This window comes from Arthrobacter sp. Y3223164 (genome assembly GCF_059091005.1).
In genome coordinates, this window is sequence record NZ_JBNHGF010000002.1 from 46,325 (window position 1) to 57,817 (window position 11,493).

10 protein-coding genes are annotated in these 11,493 nt (G+C 66.8%); 2 read left to right on the plus strand and 8 right to left on the minus strand.

Going from position 1 to position 11,493, the window contains the following annotated elements; all coding sequences use genetic code 11:
- Positions 1–214: 214 nt before the first annotated feature.
- Positions 215–475 (plus strand): SHOCT domain-containing protein, encoded by a 261-nt coding sequence (locus AC5RUJ_RS00485; protein ID WP_494100680.1) that lies wholly within the window; start codon positions 215–217, stop codon positions 473–475.
- Between the two features lie 58 nt (positions 476–533).
- Here AC5RUJ_RS00485 and AC5RUJ_RS00490 read toward each other — a convergent pair whose 3' ends face one another.
- From AC5RUJ_RS00490 to AC5RUJ_RS00500, 3 genes are all read right to left on the minus strand, one after another.
- Positions 534–2,570: a M1 family aminopeptidase gene (locus AC5RUJ_RS00490; protein WP_494127973.1), complete on the minus strand. Its 2,037-nt coding sequence runs from the start codon at positions 2,568–2,570 to the stop codon at positions 534–536.
- A gap of 178 nt (positions 2,571–2,748) precedes the next feature.
- On the minus strand, positions 2,749–4,062 hold the full coding sequence (locus AC5RUJ_RS00495; protein ID WP_494100678.1) for a UDP-glucose dehydrogenase family protein: 1,314 nt from the start codon (positions 4,060–4,062) through the stop codon (positions 2,749–2,751).
- Positions 4,063–4,145: 83 nt separating this feature from the next.
- Positions 4,146–4,589, minus strand: a complete 444-nt coding sequence (locus tag AC5RUJ_RS00500; protein WP_494001350.1) for a VanZ family protein — start codon at positions 4,587–4,589, stop codon at positions 4,146–4,148.
- Positions 4,590–4,892: 303 nt separating this feature from the next.
- Between AC5RUJ_RS00500 and AC5RUJ_RS00505 the strand changes: the two genes are divergently transcribed.
- Entirely contained in the window at positions 4,893–6,407 is a 1,515-nt protein-coding gene (locus tag AC5RUJ_RS00505) for a M20/M25/M40 family metallo-hydrolase (protein WP_494127974.1), read from the plus strand.
- Between the two features lie 23 nt (positions 6,408–6,430).
- Here the strand turns inward: AC5RUJ_RS00505 and AC5RUJ_RS00510 are convergent, their stop codons facing one another.
- The 5 genes from AC5RUJ_RS00510 to AC5RUJ_RS00530 all read right to left on the minus strand — a co-directional run.
- Positions 6,431–8,146, minus strand: coding sequence for a sensor histidine kinase (locus AC5RUJ_RS00510; RefSeq protein WP_494127975.1), 1,716 nt, complete (start codon positions 8,144–8,146; stop codon positions 6,431–6,433).
- A gap of 302 nt (positions 8,147–8,448) precedes the next feature.
- Complete coding sequence (locus AC5RUJ_RS00515) at positions 8,449–8,676, minus strand: hypothetical protein (RefSeq protein WP_494001347.1); 228 nt, start codon at positions 8,674–8,676, stop codon at positions 8,449–8,451.
- A 32-nt stretch (positions 8,677–8,708) separates the two neighbouring features.
- Complete coding sequence (gene deoC, locus AC5RUJ_RS00520; protein ID WP_494127976.1) at positions 8,709–9,431, minus strand: deoxyribose-phosphate aldolase; 723 nt, start codon at positions 9,429–9,431, stop codon at positions 8,709–8,711.
- 122 nt (positions 9,432–9,553) lie between these two features.
- Positions 9,554–9,778 carry a hypothetical protein gene (locus AC5RUJ_RS00525; RefSeq protein WP_494026429.1) on the minus strand — a complete coding sequence of 75 codons (225 nt, stop codon included), beginning with the start codon at positions 9,776–9,778 and terminating at the stop codon, positions 9,554–9,556.
- A 174-nt stretch (positions 9,779–9,952) separates the two neighbouring features.
- Positions 9,953–11,493 (minus strand): phospho-sugar mutase (locus tag AC5RUJ_RS00530; RefSeq protein WP_494155538.1); only part of this gene is annotated, 1,541 nt, incomplete at its 5' end.

Here is an 11,493-nt window from a genome sequence, read left to right on the forward strand (position 1 = left end):
CCCCGGGTATAGTCGCTCGGTCCAGTTCAGGCGCGCACGCTGCGATCCCGCATGAAGACCGGGAACATCCTAGTCCACCGGGTGGCACTCAGGGTCGAAGGAGCCCTCTTGTGTTGGCTTGCCCTGTATGTTCCCGGAGCCGACGCGTATTCTGGCCCTAGGGAACGGAGTAGAAAAGCCGTCGTTCCGTCGTGATCGAAGGGGTGCTTTCATCATGGTAGATATGGGCTTGGCATGGCTGTTTGGGCTGCTGTTGTTGGCGATTGTGGCGTTGCTGGCGGTCTTGGTGATACGTGCGTTCATGGGGCTGAGACCGCGCGAAGTCGAAGATGCTCTGGCGGCGGCAGGCGGTCAAATACAGCAGTCGCATCGGCGGAGTACGGCCCGACAGATCCTTGACCAGAGGTTCGCGCGCGGCGAGCTGACGGCAGATGCCTACCGCGAGGGCCTGCGGGTCCTCGGTGAAGACCGCTAGCCGGTAGGGGATTCGCTGACGGGTATCTCCGGACCCGTCTGCGCGCACGGACCGGCCGCTACAGGGCCCCCGGTTTCCCACCCGTGGACACATAGGCCTTGAAGAGTGCAGTCAGGTCTTCGCCCGTCACGTCCTCGGCCAGCTCTTGGAAATCGCTGGGCTTGCCTGATCCGTCCCGGACCCAGGTCTTCAGGATGCTGAAAAAGTCCTCGTCGCCCACTTTGTCGCGCAGGGCGTGCAGCGCCATGGCTGCCCGGGTCTGGACATTGCCGGCGAACAGTTGATCGGCCCCCGGATCCGACACCCGCACCTGCCAGAAGTCGTCGTCGGCCGGGATGCCGGCGTAGAAATCGAAGGTGTCATCGGCGCTGCCCAGGTTTTGCTGTTCGTTCCAGAGCCACTCGGCATAGGTAGCAAGGCCTTGGTTGAGCCAGCTGTCCTGCCACCGCGGTGGAGGCAATTGCGAGTCGGTCCACTGGTGCGCCAACTCCCGGGCGATCATGGCATTTCCGCTGGCCTCGCTGTAGAAGCCGTCCATCGGATAGACGGGCCGGCCCTGCATTTGAACGGCGAAGCCAAGGTCCTCGGCACGGTCAATGATGCCGCCGGCGCTCTTGAGCGGATACTTGCCGAACACGGTGGACAGGAACTGCATGATCTGCGGCTGCCTATCCAGCGACTGCTGGATCCTGTATGCCTGCGACGGCGGAGCAGCGGACCCGGCCGTCCAGCCGTTCGCGTTCTCCGGGCTGCCGTCGGGTGCAGGCTGCGCTTTCCAGCCGTCCCAGCGGTCGCCGTCGCTGTCGAAGGAGGTGGACCCTCCGCCGCCCGGCACCTTGATGTCCTCCACGAAGACCCCGTCGTTCTGTCCCGTGATGTCGCTGGCGTAGGTGATGGACAGCTCCACATCCTGGCCGGCGTAATCTGCCAGGTCGAACTCCCAGTGCTCCCAGCCGTCGCTGGCGCCGGTGGCCGCCCACCATTGACCGGTGGCGCCTTCTGCGGTGCAGGAACCGCCGCCGTCGTCCGTCTGGTAGTGCTTCAGGAAGGGGTGCACGTGATGCCACGCCGGGCAGGAATTACCCGTGGACTCCCGCGCGTGTCCGGTGGTGTCCTTGAGCGTGGTCCAATCGTCCTTGCCGGGTGTCCTGGCCTCCACGAAGGCATAGTCCCAGCCGGGTTCGGTGTCGCGCAGCATCCAGAAAGAAAGGTCACCGCCGGCATCCGGCACCCTGACGGTGCGGGCGAGCCGCTTGTAACTGGCGTTGTCGCTCTGCGACCAGGCAAGCCCGTCGCCGTTGCGCGGGACCACCGCCCTCTTTAGCGCCGGATCCATCGCGTCCACGTAGCTGATGCCGCCCTTGGTGCGCTCCGCCACGTCAAAGTGCCCGACGGCGATGGTCGCCAAATGCGGCGACAGCGGCTCGTCGGCCTTCCAGGTGAAGACGGTGCGGCCGTACTCGGCTTCCGTGCCGTCCGGCAAGCCGTTGGCCACCGCCTGCCAGCCATCGGGCACCGAGATGTTGAAGGTATAGCCGGCACGGTCGCTGGGATGGTTGTTCACCGGAAACCAGGTTGGCGCACTATCCGGATGGCCGGTGACGAGGGCGCCGTCGTCGGTATGGATGAACCCGGCGGGACCGGGGAGGGCGAGGGTTCGGGGGATGCCCGAGTACGCCACGACCACGGTGAAGCGGTCGCCGTCCGGTACACCCCGGGTGGGGGTGACGGTGAGCTTGGTGCCGGTCAGGGCAAAACGTGCTTCCCGCCCGTCGACGCTGACGGAATCGACGTCCAGGCCATCCAGGTCCAAACTGAACGCGGAAAGGTTTTGCGTGGCCTGTGCCGTGATTGTGGCGGTGCCGTCCAGCCGGTCCGTGGGCGGGTCGTACAGCAGATCCAGTCCATAGTGGGACACCTGGTAGCCGCCGTTCCCGGCGTCAGGGAAATACGGATCATGCAGGGTGGCGGAGCCGGGTTCGAAGATGTGCCGGCCCGGATCGGGTGCTGCGGCGGCCCGGGCGACCGGCAACCCCAGTCCGGACACACCAACGAGCGCGGCCGCAGCCAGGGCAAGACCCCTCCAAGGCATCATGCAACGTTCCCCCCATCGGCCAAGGCTGCCCGGACCCGTGGATGTGCGGGGCGGCGGCTCACGCGCTGGCCATCTACATAAGATGCTCCTGTTCGGGGCCACTGTCAACGGATACGACTATGGGCCCGCACAACCTGGCTGTACGGGCCCATTCTGGAAAGCCGAACTTGGGAAAACGCTAGGGGCGGCCGATGCCCTTGAAGGTCCAGCCCGCCTGGCGCCACGCTGCCGGGTCCAGCACGTTGCGTCCGTCCAGGATGTTCTTTTCGTCCACCAGGTTTCCGACGGCGACCGGATCCAACTCTCGGTATTCATTCCACTCGGTCACCAGCACCAGCGCGTGGGCGCGGGCGATAGCCGTTTTGGCATCCGGTTCATAGCTGAGTTCCGGGAATCGCTGCTTGGCGTTGGCCAGGGCCTCCGGATCGGTGACGGTGACCGTGGCTCCCTGCAGTTGAAGTTGGGCGGCAACGGACAGCGCGGGAGAATCACGGACGTCGTCGGACTGCGGTTTGAACGCGGCTCCGAGCACGGTAATGCGCTTGCCGATCAGTGACCCGCCGCAGAGCTCTCGGGTCAGTTCCACCACCCGGGTGCGGCGGCGCATGTTGATGGCGTCCACCTCACGCAGGAAGGTCAGGGCCTGGTCCGCCCCGAGTTCGCCCGCCCGGGCCATGAAGGCGCGGATATCCTTGGGCAGGCAGCCGCCGCCGAAGCCCACTCCGGCGTTGAGGAACTTGCGCCCGATCCGTTCGTCCATGCCGATGGCGTCGGCCAGGGCGGTGACGTCGGCCCCGGCGGCTTCGCAAACTTCCGCCATGGCGTTGATGAAGGAGATCTTCGTGGCCAGGAACGAGTTCGCCGCGGCCTTGACCAGTTCCGCGGTGGCATAGTCGACCACCAGCCGCGGCGTCCCGTCGGCCAGCGGCGTCGCATAGACCTCGTCCATGGCCGCGGTGGCCGCTTCACCGGGTGCACCCGCAGGCACGCCGTAGACAAACCTGTCCGGGGTCAACGTGTCTTTGACGGCGTGGCCTTCGCGCAGGAACTCGGGGTTCCACGCCAGAATGGCTGCCGGGGCGATTTCCCGGATCTCCTCTGCCAGCCGTGACGCCGTTCCCACCGGCACGGTGGACTTGCCGACCACCACGTCGCCCGGGCGCAGGTGCATGGCGAGAGACGTGAAGGCGGCATCGACATAGCGCAGGTCGGCGGCGTTCTCGCCCTTGCGCTGCGGGGTGCCCACGCACACGAAGTGCACGGCGGCCCCGGCGGCGTCGGCCATCTCGGTGCTGAACGTCAGCCGGCCGGTCTGCTGGACCTCGGCGAGCAGGTCGGGAAGGCCGGGCTCGAAGAACGGGGCGCGGCCGGCCTGCAGTTCGGCGACCTTGCGTTCGTCCACGTCGATACCGACCACGTCATGCCCAAGCTTGGCCATGGCCGCGGCATGCACGGCCCCCAAGTAGCCGCAGCCGATGACGGAAATTCGCATAGTGGTCCTTTGCACGTGCCTTGAGTAGCGATTACTTCTGACTTTAGCGCGTTACCGGTGCCGCTTTTGTCGGCTGTAGCGCGTTACCGATGCCGGTTTTGCCGGTATTCCAGCCACGCGTAGGCCAGGACGGTGCCGAGGGCCGCGCCCAGGGTGTTTGTCCAAACATCCTGCAGCGAGGCGTAACGGCCCGGGAGGAATGTCTGTTGCGCCCACTCCACGGCTCCGGCGAGCAGGAAGGCTCCGGCCGGTGTCAACCAGCGCCACCCGGTCGGCAGCAGAAGAGCGGCCAGCAGGCCCAACGGCACGAACATCAACACGTTGGCCCCGGATTCGACCAGGTTGTAGTCAATCCAGTGCGGCGCGCCTGCTTCATGCAGAGCCGCGAGAACTGCCTGGATGGTGCTGTTGGCGCCGGCATCCACCGGGGTAGGCCACAACACGGCAACGGCGACCAGGAGGGCGTAGCCGGCCAACAGCCAAAAATGCAGCAGGCGGGCCCGCTCCCGGGACGTGCGAAGCCGCATTGATCTTCCTCTCCGGTGTGGGCGGCCGCGCGCCGATGCGCAGGCGACCGAAGGCCCATGGTACCGGTGCGCCACCAAGGTCGGGCGCGTAGCGGCTCCGGCACGGGGGTTGCGTGCCGGTCCCCGGGTCCCTCAGCGACCCGGAGACCGGCAATTGCAAGGTTGAAATGGTTCTTTCAGGTGTTTGTGAGAGATATCACGAGCTGGCTCTGTCGCTTTCCGGTGCCATGGGGTAGCTTCCGGGCAGGATCCTGCTGCGGGGACAGCGGGATTCTTTCATCCACACCTCATGGAGGAACCAGCATGCAGACCCACAGTTTCAGGCGGGGTGCAGCCATCGCTGCCGCCACCGCATTGGCGTTCGGAACCGGGTTGCCCGCCCAAGCCGCTATCGGGACAGACACCAGCACCCTGCGGGACGCGGTCACCGTCGAGAACATCGTCAGCCACTTGCAGGCCCTGCAGGACGCGGCCAATGCCAACGGCGGCAACCGCGCTGCGGGCACGGCGGGCTACGAGGCATCGGCCCAATACATCGAGGCCCAATTGTCGGCCGCCGGCTATACGCCCATTCGGCAGGCGTTCTCCTACGAACGGTTCGTGCTCCACGGCGCAGAGTTCGAGCAGGTCGCCCCGACGCCGACGGCGTACGCGGCAGGGGAGGAGTTCCTGGCCATGGACTACTCTGGCTCCGGCGACGTCACGGCACCCGTGACCGCGGTGGATATCAACCTCGCCGGCGACAGGGCATCCACCAGCGGCTGCGAGGCGACCGACTTCGCAAGCTTCCCCGCCGGCAACATCGCCCTGATCCAGCGCGGTACGTGCGATTTCGCCACGAAGGTCTCGAATGCCGCGGCAGCAGGCGCCGCCGGCGTGGTCATCTTCAACCAGGGCAACGGAGGAACACCGGACCGGACGGACCTGTTCGGCGGCACGTTGGGGACGCCGCAAGCCATCCCGGCCGTCAGCACCAGCTTCGACCTGGGGGCCGAGCTCGCCGGGACCGCCGGCCTGGAACTGCGGATCGCGGTGGACGCCGAGATCGTCGTAACGGAGACGTTTAACATCCTCGCCGACACGGCCGGGCGCGAGGACCGCACCGTCGTCGTCGGTGCGCACCTGGATTCGGTATCGGAGGGTCCGGGCATCAACGACAACGGTTCCGGCAGCGCGGCGATCCTGGAAACGGCGCTTCAGATTGCGGCATCGGGTGACGCCCCGGAAAACCGGGTGCGGTTCGCATTCTGGGGCGGTGAAGAGGATGGGCTGCTCGGCTCCGACTACTACGTGTCCCAGTTGAGCAAGCGCGAGATCAAGCAGCATGCGCTCAACCTGAATTTCGACATGGTCGGTTCGCCCAATGCCGTTCGCTTTGTTTACGACGGCAACGGCGACGCGTTTGGGCTGACCGGGCCGAAGGGTTCGGATACCATCGAGCGCGTCTTCGAGGACTACTTCGCTTCGCAGGGACTCGCCACGGAACCGACGGCGTTCGACGGGCGCTCGGACTACTTCGGCTTCATCAACAACGGCATTCCCGCCGGCGGCCTGTTCACCGGTGCCGAGGAAATCAAGACCGAAGAGCAGGCGGCAATCTACGGCGGCACGGCGGGCGTGGCCTACGATCCCTGCTACCACGAGGCCTGCGACACGCTTGCCAATGTGGACCTTGTGGTACTCGATCAGATGGCTGATGCGATTGCGCATGCCACGCTGACCTTCGCCGAAACGACCTCAGCGGTCAACGGCACGGCCAAGGGCAAGGGAACGGGCAGCACCAAGATGCCGTTCAAGGGGCCGCACGCCGTTCGCTGACCCCACCGGACCGGCGCTGTCTCCTACGGCAGCAGTTGGCCCAGGGAGGCCGTCTCCGGACGGCCTCCCTCTTCGCTGCGCTGCGGAATCGCGACGCTGAAGGTCGTGCCCGCTCCCAGGACGCTCGAGAAGGTTAGCGTGCCGCCGTGGGCTTCCACGATCGACTTGCTGATGGCCAGCCCCAGCCCCAGCCCTGGAATGGCCGCCTGACGGACGGCACTGGTGCGGAAGAACTTGGTGAAGATTTCAGCCTGATCCGCTTCCGACATGCCCATGCCGGTGTCGCTGACCTCCAGGAGGACGGCGCCGTCGGCCGCCAGGGTCCGTACCGTGACGCGTCCGCCGTCGGGGGAGTACTTGATGGCATTGGACAGCAAATTGTCCAGCACCTGGCCCATCCGGTTGGGATCGATCTCTGCTTCCAGCCCGCCGGCGGCGTCGATGACCAACTCCACGCCCGCGTGTTCTGCCCGCGGCATGGCCGACGCAACGCTGGTAGCGACGAGGTCGGCCAGCGCCGTGCGGCGGGGCTCGATGCTCAGCGTGCCGGAGGCGGTGACGAGCAGGTCTTCCACCAGTTGCAGGAGGCGTTCGGAATTGCGCATGGCGATGCCGAGGGAGGCGGTGACGTGTTGCGGCAACTGGTCGGCGTCCTCGAGCGCGAGGTCCAGGTAGCCCATGATGGACGTCAGGGGAGTGCGGAGCTCGTGGGAGACGCCGGCGACGAACTCTTCCTTCACCGTCAACGCATTGACCAGGTCGGTGACGTCGCTGAAGGCCATCACGGTGCCGTCGAACTGGCCGAGGTCATTCTGCATGGGGCGTGCCGTGCACAACATGGCCCGTTGCCTGTCTCCGTCGCCGATCCACACCAGCCGGTCGGAAAAAGACTCCCCCTGAATGGCACGGCGAATGGGGCGGTCTTCGGGGACCACCGGGGTCACCCGGTCCGGTTCGAAGACCAGCAAATCGGCCTCGTCCGGATTGTCGATGCCTTGGGGCATGGCCAGCAAACGGTCCCGATCCTGTTGCACGTTGCTCAGGATGTCACGGCCGTCTGCATCGGTGACGAGCACCCCCACCGCGACGGCGTTCAGGACGGTGTCCAGCCGCCGCACATGGACCTTGCTTTCTTCCAGCAAGGCCCGCAGTTCGCGGTCTTTGCCGGCCAGGGCTTGCTGCTGCGCCGTCATGCTCAAGGAGAAAACGGACGCGGTGATGGAGACCCCCAGGGTCACGATGGGGATCAGGATCGGGCCAAACAGGGTTTCCGGAGTTACCGGTTCCGGGCCGGTGAACACCGGAATCCAAACGATAAGCAGCGGCGCGGCGAAGCTGACGATGCGCGCGGCGGCGGGGGCGATCTCCGACCAGGCCATCCAGAACACCGGGAAGACCGCCAACAGGGCGACGCCGGCCAGTTGTGTCCCGGCGCCCTGGTGAAGGGCCCCGATGGCGACGAAATCCAGCAGCGGGATCACCCAGTACGACGGATAGGGCAGCCGGTCCCACGGAATGGCGGCGCCGAGGATCCACAACACGGCAATGCCGATGAGTCCGCCGGTGAATTGCGCGTTGCCCAGCAGTTGGGGGAAGAATGCGGCGGCGATCACCGCCGTCAGCGTCACCGAAATGCAGAGCGGCAGATGGCTGAGGAAAACGCGTGCGCGCAGGGGCAGCTCATGGAACTGACGGCGTCCGGTCAGCCAGGACAACAACGGGCTTGGTGCGGCAGACATGATCGAAGGTCCCCTTACTCCGGGCAGCCCTCGTTGTCGGTTGCGTTGCGGAGCCGGGCTGGCCATGACTGGTTTAGTATGGCACGCGTGTTGGCCCGCGCCGTGGAACTATGCGGTCTGTGACGCAAGTCGCAGCGGTGCGGGGTGGGTGTGGTGCAGACGGGTTGGCGGATCAGTCCGCTGGGCGCGGGTTCCGTTCGGGCCCGGAACGGGTTTGCCCTTAACTGCGCAGGGCGCCCCGCCATGGGAAACAGGACCTGCCTGCCTCCTGGCTGAGCGCCCGCGAAAGCCCGCGAAAAACGTCAGGCGTTGTGGTGCGTGTCGGAACGGCCCAGGAACTGCTTGGGAATGAAGAACGCCAGCGTGAACAGGCCGAGCCCGATGGCGAAGGCCGGGATGGGGCCGATGACCGGCTCCAGGCTGAAGGCGTACAGGGAACCGAAGAACATCAGCATGATGACCGCGAAGGTGACCAGATTGCCGACCAGGTGTCCCTCGCCCGAATGGGTGCGCTGCTTGGGGTGGGCCATGGGGTGTTTCTCCTCAATAGTGCGATGCGGCGTCAGTAGCCGCCGGCGGCTTGCTCGCCTTTAACAATAGCCACTGATGAGCTGGCGCCAATTCGTGTTGCGCCGGCGCGGAGCATGGCGCGCGCGTCGTCGAGGGATCGCACGCCGCCCGAGGCCTTCACGCCCAGGCGCGCCCCGACGGCGTCCCGCATCAGGGCGATGTCCTCGACGGTGGCGCCGCCACCGCTGAAGCCAGTGGAAGTCTTGACGAAGTCCGCCCCGGCCTCGGCGGCGGCTTCGCAGACCATCCGCTTTTGCTCGTCGGTCAGGAAATGGGTTTCCAGGATGACTTTGAGGATGGCTCCGCCGGCGTGGACGGCTTCGGCCACCGCCGCGATGTCATCGATGATCGCGGCGCGGTCGTTGGCCCGGGCCGCGGCGATATTGATCACCATGTCGATTTCGTCGGCGCCGTCCAGGGTGGCGCCGCGGGCCTCGTGTACCTTCACATCGGTGGGAGTGGCGCCGAACGGGAAACCGACGACCGCGCAGGTCTTGACCCCGGAGCCCTTTAGCGTGCTGTGGACCAACGCCGTCCAGACAGGATTCGCACACACGGCGGCAAAGCGGTACTCGACCGCCTCCCGGCAGACCTTGAGGATGTCTTCGCGGGAAGCTTCCGGCTTCAGCAGCGTGTGGTCGATGACCGAAGCGATCGACGTCGGATCGTGATAGGTCGCGCTCGGAGCGGATCCGGATGTGATGTCTTCAGACATAGCCATCCCTTTCATCTGCTGGGGTTCGAAGGAACTTCTATCCTTGCATACCGGTCAGGCGGCGACAGGACCGGCGCACCGGCCTGCACGGCCGCCGGAAGCGTCGCCGGACCGGGCAGGAGTCAGTGCGGGCCGCCAGTGGAGTGGCCCTCTTCCTCGGCCGCACGGCGGTGCTCCTCGAGCTTCTCCTCGGCCTCCTGCCGGCGGCGCGCGATGGCCCGGGGGTCGTCGGCCGGAATGTGCTCCTCCGAGGCCTTGTGCGCCGGCTCTTCGTCAGGGCTTTGATGCCTCGCCCCTGCGGAACGGGGCAGCTGTTCTTCGATGCCCATGGCTGCATCGTCCCACATGGCACCGGCGTCGAAAAGGTGCGGAAGGTGATCAATCAGCGGAGGTTGTGCCCCTCCGGCCCGGCCCTTCCCGCGGAGGCCGCCCGGCCGGCCGGCGCCCCGGCCAGGGGGGTTTTGTTAGGCCCGCGGTGCCTCGCCCGCCGAACGATTCCGGGCGGCGGTGATCTGCGCCGGTTATCCGGGCACCCCGAGGGTGGTGCGGATGTCGGTTTTGATGGCCTCCAGCAGCCGGGCCGCTTCCGCGCGTTCCTCCGCCAGCCGGTCCACGCCGGCAACCGGCCGGATGACCTCCAGGTAGCACTTGAGCTTTGGCTCCGTGCCGCTCGGCCGCACGATGACGCGGGTATCGTCCTGGCCCAGGAACAGCAGTCCGTCGGTCGGCGGCAACGCTTCGCTGCCGAGGGACAAGTCCGTGCTCGTCACCACCGGGGACCCGGCCAGCGACGACGGCGGCCGCTCCCGGAGCCGGTACATCATCGTTCCCATCAGGGCGAGGTTGTCCACCCTGATGCTCAGCTGGTCCGTAGCGTGGAGCCCGTACTTCAGCGCGAGGTCATCGAGGACGTCGAAGACCGTCCGGCCCGCGGCTTTGACGTCGGCGGCGAGCTCTGCGAGCAGCAGGGCGGCGGACATCCCGTCCTTGTCCCGGACCAGATGCGGTGCCACGCAATAGCCCAGGGCCTCTTCATACCCGTAGGCGAGGCCGGGGACGCGGGAAATCCACTTGAAGCCGGTCAGTGTCTCCACGTGGGCTACCCCTGCGTCGGCCGCGATCTTGCCCAGCAGCCGGGAAGAGACGATCGAGTTGGCGAAGACCCGGGACGCAGCCGGGCTCTCGCCCGCGCCTGCATCGATCGGATCGGTTGGGGCGTCCTGGTCCGCGCGCAGCCGGTCCTGGCCTTCGAAACGAGCCGCCATGTGCGCGCCGAGCAGCGCGCCGGCCTCGTCGCCGCGGAGCATCCGCCACATGCCGGTCGACGGGTCCTTGGCAGCCAGCGCCGCGCGGTCCGCGTCGGGATCATTGGCAATCACCAGGTCCGCGTCGATGTCCGCTGCCGTCTCCAAGGCCAGGTCGATCGCTCCGGCTTCCTCCGGGTTGGGGAAGGCCACGGTCGGGAAGTCGGGATCCGGCTCCGCCTGGGCGGCCACCAGAGTCACGTCGGTGAATCCGGCCTGCTCAAAGACCGCCCGCATGGTCGCTCCGCCGACGCCGTGCATCGGCGTGAGCACGATCCTCAGGTCCCGCTGCGGGAACAGCCGCGGGTCGGCCAGCGCGGTGACCGCGGCGACGTAGTCTTCGGCGATGCCCTCCGGGAGGACGTTCCAGCCTTCCTCGGCCAGTGGGATGGAGTCCAAGGGCGGGGCGTAGTCAATGCGGGCGGCGATATCGGCGTCGTAGGGTGCCACAATCTGCGCTCCGCGGCCGCCTTCGTCCACGGCACGTCCGCCCAGGTAGACCTTGTACCCGTTGTCGTGCGCGGGATTGTGGCTGGCGGTGACCATCACGCCCGCTTCGCAGCCCAGCGCCCGAACGGCGTACGCCAGCACCGGTGTTGGCAGGGCGGAAGGCATGAGGAACGTCTCGATGCCGGCGGCGGTGAAGACGGCCGCGGACTCGGCGGCGAAGACATCCGAGTTCCGGCGTGCGTCGTAGCCGATCACCGCGCGCGGTGCATAGGCGCCGGCGGCGGTGTCCAGCAGGAAGCGGGCCAGGC

Bases quoted from the DNA above. Each gene is read 5' to 3' on its own strand.
- AC5RUJ_RS00515 (WP_494001347.1), bottom strand. From the start codon at position 8,676: ATGGCCCACCCCAAGCAGCGCACCCATTCGGGCGAGGGACACCTGGTC.
- AC5RUJ_RS00505 (WP_494127974.1), top strand. From the start codon at position 4,893: ATGCAGACCCACAGTTTCAGGCGGGGTGCAGCCATCGCTGCCGCCACC.
- AC5RUJ_RS00510 (WP_494127975.1), bottom strand. From the start codon at position 8,146: ATGTCTGCCGCACCAAGCCCGTTGTTGTCCTGGCTGACCGGACGCCGT.
- AC5RUJ_RS00525 (WP_494026429.1), bottom strand. From the start codon at position 9,778: ATGTGGGACGATGCAGCCATGGGCATCGAAGAACAGCTGCCCCGTTCC.
- AC5RUJ_RS00490 (WP_494127973.1), bottom strand. From the start codon at position 2,570: ATGATGCCTTGGAGGGGTCTTGCCCTGGCTGCGGCCGCGCTCGTTGGT.
- AC5RUJ_RS00485 (WP_494100680.1), top strand. From the start codon at position 215: ATGGTAGATATGGGCTTGGCATGGCTGTTTGGGCTGCTGTTGTTGGCG.
- AC5RUJ_RS00500 (WP_494001350.1), bottom strand. From the start codon at position 4,589: ATGCGGCTTCGCACGTCCCGGGAGCGGGCCCGCCTGCTGCATTTTTGG.
- deoC (WP_494127976.1), bottom strand. From the start codon at position 9,431: ATGTCTGAAGACATCACATCCGGATCCGCTCCGAGCGCGACCTATCAC.
- AC5RUJ_RS00495 (WP_494100678.1), bottom strand. From the start codon at position 4,062: ATGCGAATTTCCGTCATCGGCTGCGGCTACTTGGGGGCCGTGCATGCC.